Source organism: Streptomyces sp. NPDC093510 (assembly GCF_040683555.1).
Classification (GTDB): domain Bacteria; phylum Actinomycetota; class Actinomycetes; order Streptomycetales; family Streptomycetaceae; genus Streptomyces.
The window spans coordinates 93868-111118 of record NZ_JBFBEE010000008.1; the positions used below are offsets into that span (position 1 = coordinate 93868).

Annotated in this window: 17 protein-coding genes; all 17 read right to left on the reverse strand. The window is 70.1% G+C overall.

Going from position 1 to position 17251, the window contains the following annotated elements; translation table 11 throughout:
• Positions 1-2 precede the first annotated feature (2 nt).
• A complete protein-coding gene (locus AB0N81_RS14730; RefSeq protein ID WP_365358189.1) occupies positions 3-1481 on the reverse strand; it encodes a cytochrome P450 in 1479 nt (492 codons plus the stop codon).
• A 65-nt stretch (positions 1482-1546) separates the two neighbouring features.
• Positions 1547-2170 carry an ATP/GTP-binding protein gene (locus AB0N81_RS14735; RefSeq protein WP_365358190.1) on the reverse strand — a complete coding sequence of 208 codons (624 nt, stop codon included), beginning with the start codon at positions 2168-2170 and terminating at the stop codon, positions 1547-1549.
• Entirely contained in the window at positions 2151-2585 is a 435-nt protein-coding gene (locus AB0N81_RS14740; protein WP_365358191.1) for a DUF742 domain-containing protein, read from the reverse strand. The genes AB0N81_RS14735 and AB0N81_RS14740 overlap by 20 nt, the downstream gene beginning before the upstream one ends.
• Entirely contained in the window at positions 2582-2989 is a 408-nt protein-coding gene (locus AB0N81_RS14745; RefSeq protein WP_365358192.1) for a roadblock/LC7 domain-containing protein, read from the reverse strand. Before AB0N81_RS14745 ends, AB0N81_RS14740 begins: the two co-directional genes overlap by 4 nt.
• Positions 2986-4590, reverse strand: a complete 1605-nt coding sequence (locus AB0N81_RS14750; RefSeq protein ID WP_365358193.1) for an ATP-binding protein — start codon at positions 4588-4590, stop codon at positions 2986-2988. The genes AB0N81_RS14745 and AB0N81_RS14750 overlap by 4 nt, the downstream gene beginning before the upstream one ends.
• Positions 4591-4995: 405 nt before the next feature.
• On the reverse strand, positions 4996-7806 hold the full coding sequence (locus tag AB0N81_RS14755) for a DEAD/DEAH box helicase (protein ID WP_365358194.1): 2811 nt from the start codon (positions 7804-7806) through the stop codon (positions 4996-4998).
• A gap of 78 nt (positions 7807-7884) precedes the next feature.
• Positions 7885-8775 (reverse strand): diacylglycerol kinase, encoded by an 891-nt coding sequence (locus tag AB0N81_RS14760; protein WP_365358195.1) that lies wholly within the window; start codon positions 8773-8775, stop codon positions 7885-7887.
• Between the two features lie 41 nt (positions 8776-8816).
• Positions 8817-9710: a twin-arginine translocase subunit TatC gene (gene tatC, locus AB0N81_RS14765; protein WP_365358430.1), complete on the reverse strand. Its 894-nt coding sequence runs from the start codon at positions 9708-9710 to the stop codon at positions 8817-8819.
• 92 nt (positions 9711-9802) lie between these two features.
• A complete protein-coding gene (tatA, locus tag AB0N81_RS14770; protein WP_362993669.1) occupies positions 9803-10087 on the reverse strand; it encodes a Sec-independent protein translocase subunit TatA in 285 nt (94 codons plus the stop codon).
• Positions 10088-10296: 209 nt separating this feature from the next.
• Positions 10297-10494 (reverse strand): hypothetical protein, encoded by a 198-nt coding sequence (locus AB0N81_RS14775; protein ID WP_365358196.1) that lies wholly within the window; start codon positions 10492-10494, stop codon positions 10297-10299.
• 9 nt (positions 10495-10503) lie between these two features.
• Positions 10504-10764 carry a hypothetical protein gene (locus tag AB0N81_RS14780; protein ID WP_365358432.1) on the reverse strand — a complete coding sequence of 87 codons (261 nt, stop codon included), beginning with the start codon at positions 10762-10764 and terminating at the stop codon, positions 10504-10506.
• Between the two features lie 11 nt (positions 10765-10775).
• Entirely contained in the window at positions 10776-11795 is a 1020-nt protein-coding gene (locus tag AB0N81_RS14785; protein ID WP_365358197.1) for a WYL domain-containing protein, read from the reverse strand.
• 16 nt (positions 11796-11811) lie between these two features.
• The gene (locus tag AB0N81_RS14790) at positions 11812-12789 is read right to left on the reverse strand and encodes a WYL domain-containing protein (protein ID WP_365358198.1); all 978 of its coding nucleotides are present in this window, start codon (positions 12787-12789) and stop codon (positions 11812-11814) included.
• Between the two features lie 134 nt (positions 12790-12923).
• The gene (locus tag AB0N81_RS14795) at positions 12924-13298 is read right to left on the reverse strand and encodes an FKBP-type peptidyl-prolyl cis-trans isomerase (RefSeq protein WP_055567247.1); all 375 of its coding nucleotides are present in this window, start codon (positions 13296-13298) and stop codon (positions 12924-12926) included.
• Positions 13299-13356: 58 nt separating this feature from the next.
• On the reverse strand, positions 13357-14355 hold the full coding sequence (locus tag AB0N81_RS14800; RefSeq protein ID WP_365358199.1) for an FKBP-type peptidyl-prolyl cis-trans isomerase: 999 nt from the start codon (positions 14353-14355) through the stop codon (positions 13357-13359).
• Positions 14356-14502: 147 nt separating this feature from the next.
• Complete coding sequence (pafA, locus tag AB0N81_RS14805; protein WP_055567245.1) at positions 14503-15864, reverse strand: Pup--protein ligase; 1362 nt, start codon at positions 15862-15864, stop codon at positions 14503-14505.
• A 9-nt stretch (positions 15865-15873) separates the two neighbouring features.
• Positions 15874-17133 carry an MFS transporter gene (locus tag AB0N81_RS14810; protein WP_365358200.1) on the reverse strand — a complete coding sequence of 420 codons (1260 nt, stop codon included), beginning with the start codon at positions 17131-17133 and terminating at the stop codon, positions 15874-15876.
• Positions 17134-17251: the final 118 nt, after the last annotated feature.

The window sequence follows — 17251 nt, forward strand, 5'->3', positions numbered from 1 at the left end:
CGTCAGTACCCGCGCCACCAGACGAGGAAGCGCTGCCAGGCCCCCTTGGGCCGGGCGGCACCGGGCGCCGCGGCCGGAGCGGCGGGGGCCGCCGGCTGCGCGGGCGGCACGGCGGTCTCCGGCCGGCGCGGCGGCGGTGACGACACCTGCCAGTCCCTGCGCGGCGCCGGCATCTGCGCCGAGGGCCGGGCCATCACGTCCTGCGGGGGGCGCGGCGCGAACTTGACCGGCAGCGCCACCAGATGCCGGGACATGATCGTCGACGTCCACCGCAGCTCGCGCTCGTCGACGTCCAGTTCGACATCAGGAAGCCGCATCAGGAGCGCGTCGACGCCGGTGTCCGCGATGGCGCGGCCGATGTCCTGGCCGGGACACTCGTGCGGCCCGCCGCCGAACGCGAGGTGCGAGCGGTTGCCCTGCATGTTGGCGGCGAGATCGGGGCGTACGACCGGGTCGACGTTGCCCGGCGCGATGCCCATGATCAGGCCGTCGCCCGCCCGGATGCGCCGGCCGCCGAGCTGGGTGTCCTGTTTGGCGAAGTAGCCGATCATCGCGCTGAACGGCGGTTCGTCCCAGAGGGACTGCTCGACCGCCTCGGGGACCGTCATCTGGCCGCCGCTGAGCTGGGCGCGGAAGCGCGGGTCGGTGAGGACCATCCGCAGGACGTTCGCGATGAGGTTGGCGGTCGCCTCGTACGCGGCGATGAGGACCAGGCGCAGGTGCGCGCCGACCTCGTCGTCGGTGAGCTGCGCGGGATGCGCGATGAGGCTGCTGGTGAAGTCCTCCTCGGGGTTGGCGCGGCGCCGCGCCACCAGGCCCATGAGGACCTCCATCACGTACGCGTTGCTGGCGATGGCGGTCTCGGTGCCCCTGATCATGTCGCGGGCGGACTGCACCATGCGCTCGTTGTACTCCTCGGGCATGCCGAGGACGTGGCACATCACCATCATCGGCAGATGCTCGGCGAACCGGCTGACGAGGTCGGCGCGGCCGTCCTGGCAGATGTCGTTGAGGAGGTGGTTCGTGTAGCGGTTGATGTAGCGGCGGATGCCGCGGTGGTCGATGCCCGACATGGCGCCGGTGACCGCGCCGCGCAGCCGCTGGTGCTCGTCGCCCTCGACGAAGCTGCACATCGGCTGCCAGGTGAAGACGGGCGCGAGCGGATGGTCGAGACCCGCCGTGCCGTCCTGCACGGCCCGCCAGCGGCGCGAGTCGCGGGTGAACTGCGAGGGGGTGCGGACCATGTGGAGGTTCTCGCTGTGGCCGAGCACCGCCCAGATCGGCACGTCGTTGTGGATCAGCACGGGCGCCACCGCGCCGTGCTCGGCGCGCAGTTTCTCGTACAGGCCCGCGAGGTCGGCGTCCGCCTCGGGGCCGTAGAGGCGGCGCAGGCCACCGGGGCCGAGGCCGTGGGCGGGGCAGCCCGGGGGCGCGGCGGCCGGCTCGTCGGTGCCGGGCCAGGAGGGGGAGGGAGTCGTCACGGTCGTCGCTCCGGGTTTCGCTGAAGGGTGTCCGGGTTGCTGGATACGGGAGACGGCGGGTGCGGTCAGACGCGGGTCACCGTCAGGGAGTGGAGGTAGCGCATCAGGGTCATCAGGACGTCCCGGCTGGACTCCCTGCGGCGGGCGTCGCACGCCATGATCGGCACCGCGGGCTCCAGGTCGAGCGCCCTGCGCAGGGTCTCGAACGGATGCGCGGGCGCGTCCGGGAAGTCGTTGACGGCCACGACGAACGGCACGCCGCGCTCCTCCAGGCGACCGATCACGTCGAAGCTGACCTCCAGACGGCGGGTGTCGATGAGCACGACCGCGCCGAGCGCGCCTTCGAAGAGGCCGTTCCACAGGAACCAGAAGCGTTCCTGGCCGGGGGTGCCGAAGAGGTAGAGGACGAGCTCCTCGGAGATGCTGATGCGCCCGAAGTCCATGGCCACGGTGGTGGCCGTCTTGGACTCGGAGCCGTAGTTGTCGTCGACCCCGATGCCCGCCTGGGTCATGGTCTCTTCGGTCGTCAGCGGGCGGATCTCGCTCACCGAGCCGACCATCGTCGTCTTGCCGACCCCGAACCCGCCCACGATCACGACCTTCACGGCGGCGGCCGCCGTGTGCGGCAGGACGTCCTCGCTGCGCGGGCCGGAGATGGTGTCGGTGTTCTCAGAGCTTCTGAAGTCCATGCATCACCGCTTCGAGGAGGGATCGGTCGGGGAGCGCGGAGCGGACGATGGGAGCGCGCGCCTGGATGAGCTCGGTCGCCAGTAACTCCGTCAGGACGACGGTCACGACGCTGAACGGCAGCGCCATGTAGGCCGAGAGTTCGGCGACGGACAGCGGCGTCGTGCACAGCCGCAGGACCGCGGAGTGTTCCGGCTGGGCCGTGGGCGACGCCTCGCCCTGAGCGACGATCAGGGTGACGAGGTCGAGCGGTGCCCGCTCGGAGTCCTCGCCGGTGAGGATGTACAGCCGCTCCGGGTTCTCGGGGCTGCGGCGCTCCCGCTGCGGGGGCGTGCCGTCCTGCGGCGGACCATCAGCGTGCCCGTCGTGGCCGCCCTGCCCTGATGAGCCGCGGGAGGAGTCTTGCGGAGGAGTCATACGGCCTGCCCGTCGCGCCTGGGCGGACTCGTCAGGTGCGCCCCGATGCGTACGACGAGGTCGCGCATGCGGGTGCCGATGAGGCCCGCGTCGACGGTCTCGTCGGCGAGTACGGCGAGGTAGGCGCCCGCGCCCGCGGCCATCAGGTAGAAGTAGCCGCCGTTGATCTCGATGATGACCATCTTCATGGCGCCGTCGCTGTGCGGGATCTCGGTGGCCACGGCCGCGGCGAGGCTCTGGAGTCCCGCGCAGGCGGCGGCGATGCGGTCGGCCGCGTCGGGGTCGCCGCCGTAGCGCGCGATGCGCAGGCCGTCGGCGGAGAGCACCACGATCTGCCGGGTCTGTGGCACGCCGTCGGCGAGTTCCTTCAGCATCCAGTCGAAGTTGGCGCGTTGCTGGATCACTGCCAGTCCCTCTCGTCGGCGCTGCCGTGGTTGTTCTGCGGGGGCACCGGATCGGAGCCGTCCGGGTGGTCCTCGCCCTTGACGCCCTTCATGAACGCCTCGATCCACAGGCCCGGTTCGGGCTCTTCCCGCTTGGGGGCGGGCGGGGGCGGCGCGGTGGCGGCGGCGTGGGCCTCGGCGATCCGCTGGGCCTCGGCCTCCTGGGCGTACCGCTCCTTGAGAGAGATCTTGACGCGGCTGCGGCGCTGCGGCAGGCCGCCCGACGTCCACTCGGTGACCTCGGGGACGTCGTCCGCCATGGTCGCGGTCGCGGTGAGCGGGGAGCGCAGTGGCGGGCCCGCGGTGACGACGCGCGGCTTCTTGCGGCGGATGTTGCGGGCGGGCTCCTCGATGGTCCGTCCCGCGTTGTCCACGCGCGGCACGGCGGAGGCGCCGATGCCGTGGGCGAGGCCGGGCGCGGGCCCGGTGGTCATCATCTCGCGCGGCACGATGAGCACCGCGCGGACCCCGCCGTACGCGGACTGCCGCAGCGAAACCTGGAGGTTGTACATCTGCGAGAGGCGGCCGACGACTGCCATGCCGAGGCGGGGGGTCTCACCGAGGTCGTTGAGGTCGATGCCGGCCTGCGCCTGGGCCAGCATGCGCTCGGCGCGCGCCCGCGCCTCCTCGCTGAGGCTGACGCCGCCGTCCTCGATCTCGACGGCGATGCCGGTCTGCACCTCGACGGCGGTGACGTGCACCTTCGTCTGCGGGGGCGAGTAGCGGGTGGCGTTGTCGAGGAGTTCGGCGCAGGCGTGGATGAGCGGCTCGACGGACGTGCCGAGGATCGCGACGTCGGCGATGGAGTGCAGTTCGACGCGGGGGTAGTCGAGGATCCGGGACATCGCGCCGCGCAACACGCTGAACAGCGGTACGGGCTTGGGCCACTGGCGGCCGGGACGGGCGCCGCCGAGCACCGCGATGGAGTCGGCGAGCCGGCCGATCAGGGCGGTGCCGTGGTCGATGCGCAGAAGGTCGTCGAAGACCTCCGGGTTGCGGCCGTGGAACTCCTCCATGTCGCGCAGTTCCGCGGACTGCTGGTGGACGATCGACTGGACGCGCCGTGCGATGTTGACGAAGGCGCGCTGCGCGGACTCGCGCATCGCTTCCTCGTGGTCAAGGGTGTCGAGGACGGAGAGAAGCAAGTCGCGCTGCGATGCGGGGAGTTCGCGGTAGACCTCGTCCTTGTCGACGACGTTGCGGATCACTTCCGCGGGCGCTTCGCCCTGCCGCAGCCGCCAGAGCGCGTCGGGCAGGATCTCCCGGCCCAGGCGGACGGTCTCGTCGTCATGGGATGCGATGCGCCGTTCGAGGTGGGCGATCCGCTGTGCGTACTGCGTGCGCTGCCCCCGGATGGTCCGGCCGCGGCGCACCGCCTCGGCGCCGACCGCGATGACCATGAGGGTCGCGACGGCGCCGCACCAGCCGACGGCGGGCCGGGCCGGCGCCGCCACCGAGGCGACGGCGGCTCCGGTCGCCGCCGCCATCAGCATGGCGGGCAGCAACAGCACGCGCGCGTAAGGGACTTCTCGGCCACCGGGAGGCGATTGAACACTCACCATGTATGCCCTCTGAACACTCGTCTTGGGGGATATGACGTCTTTGGGGGATGACGGAACATATTTTTGGGAATGACGAAACGAACGATCGGGAGTTTCGGGAACAAGCGCGCGAATCCGTCGCAACTCGTTTCAACTCGCCGCGCTCCGGGCGAGCTTAGTCCGCCGGAATCATCGCCGAGTCACATTCGGCAACCCCCTGCAAAGGGCTTACCGAGAGGCATACACTCTCCCCTTTTGCACACCTGGCGATCGTTCGAACACATGGAGTGACCTCTGATGGGCATGCGAAACGGGCGCGTTCGACGACCGGTCGGTCGAGGAACGCGCCCGTGTTCGGAGTGCGGCCTGTGTTCGGAGTGCGGCCTGTGTTCGGAGTGCGGCCCGTGTTCGGGCTGCGGCCCGTGCTCAGCCCACCGAGCTGTACGCCACGACGCCCCGGAGCAGTTGGTCGACGGCCTTGCGGGCGTTCTTCGCGACCGTGCTGCCCTCGCGCGGGGCCGCCGCGGAGATCTGACCGAGGACGTCGATGACCTGCTTGCACCAGCGCACGAAGTCACCCGCCGGCATCTCCGCCTCGCGCAGCACCTCGTCCAGGCCCTTGTCGTTGGCCCACATGTACGCCGCCCAGGCGAAGCCCAGGTCCGGCTCGCGCTGGCCGACGCCCTCCGCCTGACTGATCTTGAACTCTTCCTCCAGAGCGTCCAGGCGGCCCCAGATGCGCACCATCTCGCCGAGCGACGCCTTCACCGCTCCGGACGGCAGCTTGGGAGCCATCGCGTCGTCGCCGACCCGCGACTCGTAGACCAACGCGGAGACACACGCGGCCAGTTCGGCCGGGCTCAGCCCTTCCCACACGCGGGCGCGCAGGCACTCACTGGCCAGCAGGTCCAGCTCCCCGTACAACCGGGCGAGCCGCTTGCCGTGCTCGGTGACCTCGTCACCGCGGAGGTAGTCGAGCTCGGTGAGGAGCGCGACGATGCGGTCGAAGGTGCGGGCGATGGTGTTCGTACGCCCCTCGATGCGGCGCTCCAGCTGCGAGGTGTCGCGCTTGAGGCGGTGGTAGCGCTCGGCCCAGCGCGCGTGGTCCTCGCGCTCGTCGCAGCCGTGGCAGGGGTGCGCGCGCAGCTCCGTGCGCAGCCGTGCGATCTCCTGGTCGTCGGCGGCCGCCGCGCGCCCCCTGCGGTGCCGGTCGGGGACGATGTGCCCGGCCTTGGTGCGCAGCGCGGACGCCAGGTCGCGGCGGGACTGCGGCGAGCGGGCGTTGAACGACTTCGGGATGCGCATCCGCTCCAGGGCCTCGACGGGCACCGGGAAGTCCATGGACGCGAGCCGCTTCACCTGCCGCTCGGCGGTGAGCACCAGCGGCCGCGGACCGTCCACGTGGTCGAACCCGCGGTGGCCGTTGGCCCGTCCGGCGGGCAGGCCCGGGTCCAGAACGAGCGCGAGGCCCGCGTACTTCCCCGTCGGGACGTGGATGACGTCCCCCGGCTTCAGCTTCTCCAGGGCGGCGGCGGCAGCGACCCTGCGCTGGGCGGCGCCCTGTTTGGCCAGCTCGGTCTCGCGGTCCTTGAGATCGCGGCGCAGCCGCGCGTACTCCTCGAAGTCGCCCAGGTGGCAGGTCATGGAGGCCTTGTAGCCCTCCAGGCCCTCTTCGTTCTTCTGCACCTGACGGGAGATGCCGACGACCGACTTGTCGGCCTGGAACTGCGCGAAGGACGTCTCCAGGAGCTCGCGCGAACGGTGCCGCCCGAACTGCTCGACCAGGTTCACCGCCATGTTGTACGACGGCTTGAAGCTGGAGCGCAGCGGATACGTACGGGTGCCCGCGAGGCCGGCCAGATGCTCGGGGCTCATGGCGCGCTGCCAGAGGACCACCGCGTGGCCCTCCACGTCGATGCCGCGGCGCCCGGCACGACCGGTCAACTGCGTGTACTCGCCCGGGGTGATGTCGGCGTGCTGCTCGCCGTTCCACTTGACGAGCTTCTCCAACACCACGCTGCGCGCGGGCATGTTGATGCCGAGCGCGAGGGTCTCGGTGGCGAAGACGGCCTTGACGAGGCCGCGCACGAAGAGCTCCTCGACGACCTCCTTGAAGGTGGGCAGCATGCCCGCGTGGTGCGCCGCGATGCCGCGCTCCAGACCCTCCAACCATTCGTAGTAGCCAAGGACATGGAGGTCCTCGTTCGGAATGGAGGACGTGCGCTCCTCGACGATCTGGCGGACCGTCATCCGCGCCTCGTCGTCGTTCAGCCGCAGACCCGCGTACAGACACTGCTGCACCGCGGCCTCGCAGGCCGCGCGGCTGAAGATGAACGTGATCGCGGGCAGCAGGCCCTCGGCGTCGAGCCGCTCGATGACCTCGGGGCGGCCCGGCGTCCAGATCCGCGACCGCTGCCTGCGCTCCCGCTCGCGGTCGGCCTCGCGGATCATCTTGCCCTTGCGGCGGTCGCGCGGGTTGTACGAGCGGCTGGCCTCCATGCGGGCCATGCGCGTGAGGTCCGGGTTGACCGCCTTCTTGTGGCCCTCGCCCTCCTCGAAGAGGTCGTACATCCGGCGCCCGGCGAGCACGTGCTGGAAGAGCGGCACGGGCCGGTGCTCGGAGACGATCACCTCGGTGTCGCCGCGGACGGTGTCGAGCCAGTCGCCGAACTCCTCGGCGTTCGACACCGTGGCCGACAGGGAGACCAGCGTGACCGACTCCTGGAGGTGGATGATCACTTCCTCCCAGACGGCGCCGCGGAAGCGGTCGGAGAGGTAGTGCACCTCGTCCATGACCACATAGCCGAGGTTCAGCAGCGACTGCGAGCCCGAATACAGCATGTTGCGCAGGACTTCGGTGGTCATCACGACCACCGGGGCGTCGCTGTTGACGCTGTTGTCCCCGGTGAGGAGGCCGACCTTGTCCGCGCCGTACCTCCTGGAGAGGTCGGCGTACTTCTGGTTGGAGAGCGCCTTGATGGGCGTGGTGTAGAAGCACTTCTTGCCCTGGAGGAGCGCGAGGTGCACGGCGAACTCGCCGACGATCGTCTTGCCCGAGCCCGTGGGGGCGGCCACGAGCACGCCCTTGCCGGCCTCCAGCGCCTGGCAGGCCTCGATCTGGAAGGGGTCGAGGCCGAATTCGTACATCTCGCGGAAGGACGCGAGTGCGGTGGCCTGCTCGACAGCGCGCTTGCGCGCCGCCGCGTACCGCTCGGCCGGTGAGAGGTCCTCTGTCATCGTGCTTTCGAGACTACCGGCCACCACTGACAACGGACGATCAATATCGTGACCCGGCCCGCGGCAGCGCGTTCCGGCTCACGGCACGAGCACCCGCACCGCACCCGGCACGCACTCCGCGGTCAGCGGCAGCGCGCCCAGCGGCTCCCCGTCCGCGTACCCGGTGATGCCGGGCGCGGCGAGCTCGACCCGTGCCGCGCGGTGCACGGTGATCTTCGGATGGTCGAGGTGGGTGCCCTTGTAGACCCGTGGGAAGACCTTGAGCAGCGTCGTACGGCTGCAGTCCCCCACCACGGTGACGTCGAACAGGCCGTCGCTCATGTCGGCCCCGGCGCAGATCCTCATGCCGCCGCCGTACGAGGTGCCGTTCCCGACCGCGACGAGCGTGGCCTCGACCTCGTGGACGTCGCCGCCGTCCAGCGTGATGCGGTACGGGACCGGTCTGAACGCCGCCAGTTCCACGGCCATCGCGATGTCGTACTTGAAGCGTCCCGTGGGCCACCGCATCCGGTTGCCCCGGTCGTTGACCCGCGAGTCGAAGCCCGAGGCGAGCACCGTCCCGAACCAGGTCCCGCCGGCCCTGCCCAGATCGACGTCGCGGGTGCGCGTCCCCTTGAGGGCCTCGGCCACGATCTCCCCCGCGGCGGCGGGCCCGCGCACCGGGAGGCCGAGCGCCCGCGCGAAGTCGTTGCCGGTCCCCACGGCGATCACGCCGAGCGGAGTGCGGGTCCCCGCGACGGCCTGCAGCGCGAGGCTCACCATGCCGTCACCGCCGACGGCTATCAGCGCTCCCGTGCCGCCGTCGACGGCCTCGCGGGCCCGCCGCAGCGCGTCAGGGGCGTCCTCGCCTATGACGGTGCGGACGGAGAAGCCACGGGCCCGCAACGCGGAAGCGGCCGGTTGCGCTGCGTGAGCGCCCCGGCCGCGGCCCGCGGTGGGATTGACGAAGAGGGTGATCTCGCTGGTCACGGCCGGACCCTACAAGGTCGGGTCAGGTCGTCGGAACCAGATCAGGTCACGTCGTCGAAACCGTTCACACGGTGATCGGCCCGACCGGTGCCCGCCTGCTCCGGCAGCGCCTGCGGCGACCGCACCGATTCGACCTCACCGACGGCCTCGGGCGTCAGATCGAGGTCGGAGGCCTCGTCGTCGTCGAGCTCGGCGTCCGGGTCGTTGCGGCGGCGGCGCTTGTCGTTCAGGAAGGAGATGCCGACGGCCATGAAGTAGAGGACGACGATCGGTCCGGCGAGCGCGATCATGCCGACGGGGTCGGTGGTCGGGGTCGCCACGGCGCCGAAGATGAAGACTCCCATGACCACGCCGCGCCACCACGTGAGCATGCGGCGTCCGGTCACCATCCCCGTCATGTTGAGCATCACCAGGAGCAGGGGCAGCTCGAAGGAGATGCCGAAGACGAGGACCATCCTGACGGTGAAGTCGAGGATCTTGTCCATCGCGAGGAGGTTCTCGGCCTGGTCGGGCGTGATGCTGATCAGGACCCGCATGCTGACCGGCATGATCGTGTACGCCAGCCAGGCGCCCCCGAAGAAGAGCGGCACGGCGGCGGCGACGAACCAGTAGGTGTACTTCCGCTCGTGCTTGTGCAGGCCCGGCGCGACGAACGCCCAGAGCTGGTACAGCCACACCGGGCTGGACACGATTATGCCGACCATGAGGCTGACCTTCACCGTGGTGGTGAAGGGCGACAGCAGGTCGTTGAACGTCACCTTCGCGCAGTGGCCGCCCGTAGGGTCCATCCCCGGCTCGCAGCGCGGCACCGGATCAGCCAGGAACTCCATCAGCTGCTGGCTGTAGAAAGCCGCCACGATCGACACGACCGTGATGGCGAGGAGCCCCTTCGCGAGCCGGTTGCGGAGCTCGCGAAGGTGCTCCGCGAGGGACATCCGCCCCTCGGGGTCCTTCTCCTTCTTGCGGGCAGACTTGAGCAACCCACGTCCTCATCTCGTGCGGCAGGCCGGCCGTCGCCGGCCTTGGATCAGCGCTGCGTCGTACGGTCGGTCGGCTCGGTGACCGGGCGCGAGCTGGTCACGTCGCCGGGGGCAGCCTGGATCGTGCGCTTCTGGAGGGCCGGGTCGCTCGGCGGGTCGGCCGGGGCGGCGGCGTCGTCCTTGCCCTCCGACTTCATGGCCTTGGCCTCGCTCTTGAGGATGCGGGCCGACTTGCCGAGGGAGCGCGCCATGTCGGGCAGCTTCTTCGCTCCGAACAGCAGGACGACGATGACGAGGATGAGAATGATCTCGGTGGGGCCGAGCCTACCCATAGCTGTTTACCTTCTTCACCGAGGCGACAGGAGTCTGGTTGCCCGGCAGACCGGACATACATCCGATCTCCCGCGCTGACAGCGATCGTAACCCCCCGGGGTAAACGCTCGGCAATCCCCGCGCATACTCCGAGTGCGGCCCCCGCCTCGATCCCGGGCCGTGCCCGCAGCGTACCCGCCCCCCTTGGGGAGTTGACAGGTCGCGGACGCTAAAGAGCACCTCTTCCCGCACCGGCCACAGCGGCCGCTGCCTTCTCCAGGTCCTCCGCCGCCCGGTTGATCTGCCGTGTGGTCTCGGTCACTTGACGCGCGAGACGCTGCGCCTCCACGAAAACCTTGATCGCCAGTACGCCGAGGACGGCGAGGCCCAAGAAGCCCGCCGCGATCGCGAACATCGCCCAGAACATGCGCCGAGCCTAGACGGTCGAGTGCAGTCGCAGCGTCCGCACCCCGCCGCCGGTGAGGAGTTCGACGATGCGCTCGCCCGCGGGCTTGCGCACCGCGGCCCCGCACTCGGGGCAGGTGAAGGAGTAGAAGGTGGTGCGGCGGCTGGCGCCGATCGCGAGCCGGATGGCTCCCGCGGACAGCTCGAAGCGGGCGCGGCAGTCGGGGCAGGCGGCCGTGAAGAGGACGGAGGCGGGCCTCAGCTGCGACGGGACTCCTGGAAGCCCGGACATGGTCGGTGTGCTCAACGCCCCTGCTCCTGACTGTCGTAGTCCCTCTCGTACGCCCCGGCACCCGTGCCGTACGCCTCTATGTCCTTTTCGTACGCCGCCAGGGCCTCGCGTGCCGCGTGCCGCGCGCTGTCGGCGAGCTGTGCCGGGGAGACGATCCGGCCGTCCCCGCCGAGCCGCAGCGCGAGCCGGCGCAGCGAGGCGGGCTCGGGGGTGCGCAGCGTGATCCGCAGGCCGCCGTCGGGCAGCTCCTCGGCGCTGTCGTGGGGGTAGTACTCGGCGACCCACCGGCCGCCGGGGCCGACCTCGACGACGACCTCGGGGTCCTCGGCGGCGGGCTGCACGAGCCCTTCGGAGAGGTCACGCAGCTCCACCTCGGGCGGCGCGGACGGCTCGTCCAGGATCTTGATCTCGGCGACGCGGTCCAGGCGGAAGGTGCGCCGCGCCTCGGAGCGGCGGCACCACGCCTCCACATAGGTGTGGCCGACGCTCACCAGGCGGATCGGGTCGATCTCGCGCTCGGTGACCTCGTCGCGTGCGGGTGAGTAGTAGCGGATCCAGAGCCTGCGCCGCTCGGAGATGGCCCGGTCGACGTCGGCGAAGACGCCGCCCTCGGACTCGAAGGTCACCGAGAGGCGGGAGCTGGCGCCCGCCGCCTCGCCTGCCGCGGTCTCCAGCTTCGCGGTGGCGCGCAGCAGGGCGAGACGGTCGCTCTCGCGCAGGCCGGGCAGTGTGGACACGGCGCGGGCGGCGACGAGGAGGGCGGTCGCCTCGTCGGCGGCGAGCCGCAGCGGGGCCGCCACGTCGTCCGGGTTGTGCCACCAGATGCGGTCGCCGTCGGTGTCGATGTCCAGGAGGTCGCCGCCGCGGAAGCTGGTCCCGCACATCGGCAGCACGTCGAGGTCGGAGATCAGCTCGTCCGTGGTGATGCCGAAGGCGCGGGCGACGTCGCCGACGTGGGCGCCGGGGCGCTCACGCAGATAGGTCACCAGGGACAGCATCCGCCGCGTCTGGTCGATGGCGTTCGAGGCCATTGGTCTTCCCTTCCCCTCAGCCCTTGGCCACGGCGCGCAGCCGGTCCACGACGTCGGCCCGCAGCTCGGCGGGTTCCAGGACCACCACATCGGGTCCGAACTCCACCAGCCAGGCATCGAGCCCGTGCCCGTACGGAATCTCCAACTCTTCCCATCCGTCGCCCAGTTCCCGCACGGCGACGGCCTTGGCCCGCAACGGGTAGCCGGCGTCCGTGCGCAGCCGGATCAGGGCGGTGCGGTCGGCGGTCTCCCCCGCCCAGCTCGCGACGGTCTCACGGACCGTGACGACGTCCGGGACGTCGGCGGTGTACTTCCCCGCCCGGGCGCGCACCTTGCCGGTGATCCGGGAGAGCCGGAAGACGCGCTCGGCGCCGCGGTCGCGGTCCCAGCCCGCGAGGTACCAGTGGCCGCGCCAGCACTCCAGCGCCCAGGGCTCGACGTGGCGCTGCTCGGGGCGGGCGGCGGTGGCCTTGCGGTAGTCGAAGACGACGGGGCGGCGGTCACGGCAGGCGAGCATCAGCGGCTCGAAGGACGCCTCGTGCGCCGGAATCCGCGGCTCCAGGGCGCTGTGCCCGCCGTACGGGTCCACGTCCTCGGGCAGGCCGGCGGCGCGCAGCTTCTGCAGGGCGCCGCTGGCGGCACCGGCGAGACGGGCCTGCTGCCAGACCTTCGCGGCCAGGCCGAGGGCGGCGGCCTCCTCGGCGTCGAGGGTGATGGGCGGCAGCCGGTTGCTGTCGCGGCGGGCGAGGTAGCCGACCTCCCCGTCGAGGTTCTCGACGGTCTCGATGACCAGGCCCAGCTCGCGCAGATCGTCCTTGTCGCGCTCGAACATCCGGTTGAAGGAGTCGTCGGATCCGGCCGACCGGCCCCCCGGCCCGAAGGCCTCGACGTAGGCCTCGATGGAGTCCCGGAGCTCGCGCTTGCTGAGCGGCCGCCGGGTCCCGAGCAGGCACAGCGCAAGGTTCATCAGCCGCTCGGCCTTGGCAATGGCCATCGACGCCCTTTCTCGGCTGTTCAGATTGTGCTTCCGACCGATGACCGTACCGCCCGGGGGTGTCTGCGCAAAAGCCGAGGGTCCATGCCGGACAGGCATGGACCCTCGGCGAAAGGATCAGGTCACAGACGTCCTCAGACGGAGACCAGATCGCAGACGAAGATCAGCGTCTCGCCCGGGGCGATGCGGCCGCCGCCGGCGCCGCGGTCGCCGTACGCCAGGTGGGCCGGGATGGTCAGCTCGCGCCGGCCACCGACCTTCATGCCCTGCACACCCTGGTCCCAGCCGGAGATGACCTGGCCGGCGCCCAGCTGGAACTCCAGCGGGTTGCCGCGGTTCCAGCTCGCGTCGAACTCCTCGCCCGTGCTGAAGGCGACGCCCACGTAGTGGACCTTGACGAAGTCGCCCGCCTTGGCGACCGCCCCGTCACCCTCCCAGATGTCCTTGATCTGAAGATCGGCCGGCGGCTCGCCGACAGGGAAGTCGACCTCGGGCTTGTCAATGCTCACGAAAATGCTCCTGCTTGATACGAAAGGTCAGCTCGGACAGTCTTGCATCTCCGAGCGGTCACATCTTCGCGAGGATGTCCACGGCGAAGACCAGCGTGGAGTCCTTCTTGATGGTGCTGCCCTGCGGGGGCTTGTCGCCGTACCCCAGCTCCGGCGGGATGACGATGAGGACGCGGCTGCCGACCTTCTTGCCCGTCAGACCCTGCGCCCAGCCCTTGACGACCTGCGCGAGCTGGAACGAGGCGAGCTGCTTGCGCTTGTACGAGGAGTCGAACTCCTTGCCGTCGGCCCAGAGCACCCCCTTGTACTGGCACAGGAGGCTGTCCGTCTCCTTCACCTCGTCGCCGTCGCCCTCGAGGATGTACGAGGCGACGAGCTTCTTGGGGGCCTCGGTCTTCGGGATGTCGATGGAGGGAGCCTTGCCGTCCGTGGCCGTGCCGACCTTGGGCAGGTCCTTGTTGGACTGCGCCACCTCCTTGCCCTTCGCCGAGCTCTTGGCGTTGAAGGTGTCCACGAGGTCGACGACGAACACGAGCGTGTCCGAGCCCTTGATGCCCGCCTGCTTGTTGCCCTCTTCGCCATAACCCATCTTCGGGGGGATGGCGATCTCCACACGGCTGTCGAGCTTCTTGCCGACCAGGGCCTGGTCCCAGCCCGGGATGACCTGGCCGACACCGATCGGGAAGACCGTGGGGTTGCCGCGGTCGTAGGAGTTGTCGAAGACCTTGGCCGTCGCCCAGATCTGGCCGAGGTAGTTGGCCTGCAGATAGTCGCCCTTGACGACCTCCTTGCCCTTGCCCTCGATCAGGGTCTTGACCGCGAGGTCGGAGGACGGCTTGCCCGATCCCTTGGCGACGGTCGGCTTCTGACCGAACTTGTCACCCTTCGTGATCTCGGGCAGCGGTCCGTCGACGATCTTCGCGGTCGGCGGGGCCGACGTGGCGTTCGTCGGGCTGTCGCTGGGCTTCGTCTTGGCCTTGTCGGCCTTGTCGTCACCACAGCCTGCCAGCGTCAGCAGGCCGGCCGGAACGGCAAGGAGGAGTGAGCGTCGGCGCACGGTGGGGGCCTCGTATCGGTCGATCTTGTGGGTTGGCGTGCGCGCAACTCTACGGCGTGAGAAGGGCGCCGTACGAGGAACGTACGGCGCCCGTGTTGCGTTCCCGCAACATCACTCGATTCCCACGCGTCCCCCGGAATCCGGGGTTCACATGCCGGCGATGAGTTTCTCCACCCGGTCGTCCACGGACCGGAAGGGGTCCTTGCACAACACGGTGCGCTGTGCCTGGTCGTTGAGCTTGAGGTGGACCCAGTCGACCGTGAAGTCACGGCGCTGCTCCTGGGCCCGCCGGATGAAGTCGCCGCGCAGCCGCGCGCGGGTGGTCTGCGGCGGCACCGACTTGCCCTCGAAGATCTTCAAGTCGTTGCAGATCCGGGCGGCTTGCCCCTTCTTCTCCAGGAGGTAGTAGAGCCCTCGACGGCGGTGGATGTCGTGGTACGCGAGGTCTATCTGCGCGACTCGCGGGTGCGACATGGTCATGTTGTTCTTGGCGCGGTACCGCTCGATGAGCTTGTACTTCATGACCCAGTCGATCTCGGTGCCGATGCGGTCGAGGTCCTCGCTCTCGATCGCGTCCAGCGTGCGGCCCCACAGCTCCAGGACCTGCTCGACGGTGCCGGTGCGGATGCCGCGGCGGTCGACGAAGTCCACCGCCTTCTCGTAGTACTCGCGCTGCACTTCGAGGGCCGAGGCCTCACGTCCGCTGGCCAGACGCACCTTGCGGCGGCCGGTGATGTCGTGGCTGACCTCACGGATGGCCCTGATCGGGTTCTCCAGAGTGAGGTCCCGCATCACGGTGCCCGCCTCGATCATGCGCAGCACGAGGTCGGTGGCGCCCACCTTGAGGAGCATGGTCGTCTCGGACATGTTCGAGTCGCCGACGATGACGTGGAGCCTGCGGTAGCGCTCGGCGTCCGCGTGCGGTTCGTCGCGGGTGTTGATGATCGGCCGGGAACGGGTGGTCGCGGAGGACACCCCTTCCCAGATGTGCTCGGCGCGCTGGCTGACGCAGTACACGGCGCCGCGCGGAGTCTGCAGCACCTTGCCCGCGCCGCAGAGCAGCTGCCGGGTGACGAGGAACGGAATGAGGATGTCCGCGAGCCGGGAGAACTCCCCGTGACGGGCCACCAGATAGTTCTCGTGGCAGCCGTAGGAGTTTCCCGCCGAATCGGTGTTGTTCTTGAATAGATAGACGTCGCCCGCGATTCCCTCCTCGTGCAGGCGGCGTTCGGCGTCGACGAGCAGGCCTTCCAGAATGCGCTCGCCTGCTTTGTCGTGGGTGACCAGCTCGGTCACATTGTCACATTCGGGTGTCGCGTATTCCGGATGTGATCCCACGTCGAGATACAGGCGGGCGCCGTTCCGCAGAAAGACGTTGCTGCTGCGGCCCCATGACACGACACGGCGGAAGAGGTAGCGCGCCACCTCGTCAGGCGACAGACGGCGCTGTCCCCTGAACGTGCATGTGACGCCGTACTCGTTCTCCAGCCCGAAAATGCGGCGGTCCATGACTGAACATTACGCCTGATGCCCGGCACTGAAACCGGGTTCGACGGTACCGTTTCGATCATTTTCCGATGAACCCGCAACGACCCCGGATTCCGTGACCGGTACCAGTACCCGCGCCGTGGCCAGCAGAACCATCAGCGCGGCCACCCCGGCGAACCCCGGCACGGCGAACCCCCACGCGGAACCACCCCGCTCGACGACGGGCCCCGCCACGGCGGTTCCCAGCGACGCGCCGACCCCGAACGTCGTCACGAGCCAGGAGAACGCCTCGGTGACCGTCCCGCGCGGAGCGTGCCGGTCCACGATGACGAAGGCACACGCGAGCGCCGGCGCGAGGAACACACCGGCGAGCACCATGAGCGCCGTCATGGCGACCGCGCCGGGCGTGAACACCAACGGCCAGTAGCAAAGGGCCAGCAGCGCCACCAGAACGCTCAGCCTGCGCTCCGGCGCACCACTCCACTGCCGCGCCCCGTACACGGACCCGCCGAAGAGCGCGCCGAGCCCGATCGCCGCCATCATCCAGCCGTACACCGCGTCGCCGCCGTGCGCGTCCGCGTACGAGACACCGGCGACGGTGATGGAGCCGAGCGCCATGCCGATGAAGAGGAACGCGCCGAGGAGCGCGAGGAGTCCGGGCGAGCGCAGGGCCCCGAGCCAGTGCGCCTCCCGCGGCGCCGAGCGCCACGCGCGCGAGGGCCGGGACACCACTACGGAGAGGGCGCCCAGCACCCCGACCACGTTGACGACCAGCAGTGCCACCTGCTCCGACCACAGGGCCACACAGCCGGTAATGAGCAACGGCCCGACGGTGAACATGACTTCCTGGGCGATGGCGTCCATGGCGTACGCGGTGTGGACCTGCTCCTCCTTGCCGAGGACGCTCGGCCACAGGGCGCGCAGGCCGCCCTCCAAGGGCGGAGTGAACAGTCCGGCGGCCCCGACCGCGACATACGCGAGGACCAGCCGGTCGGGCCCCGTGAAGGCGAAGGCCGCCATGCCGAGCCCGGAGAGCAGCGCGGCGGGCAACTGGACCCGCGGCTGGCCGTACAGGTCGACGAGGCGCCCGAGCAGCGGCTGGCCCACCGCGTTGGCCACGCCGTACACCGCGGCGAGCGCGCCGGCCAGGCTGTAGGTGCCGCCCTCGGCCCGGATGAACAGCACGATGGCGATCGGCGCAGTGGCGTTCGGCAGCCTGCCGACGAGCGTCCCGGCGAGCAGCCGGGTCGCGTAGCGCCTTCTGAGGATCTCCGCGTATCCCGCAGCCATGCTCTCCCGCCCTTCCCCCGCACGTCGAGCCGGGGTGTTACGTATAACGACCGGCGTCATACGTACCATGAGCGCTGTCCGCGGGTCCACCGCGACTCCCCACGGCACGGACCTCTCC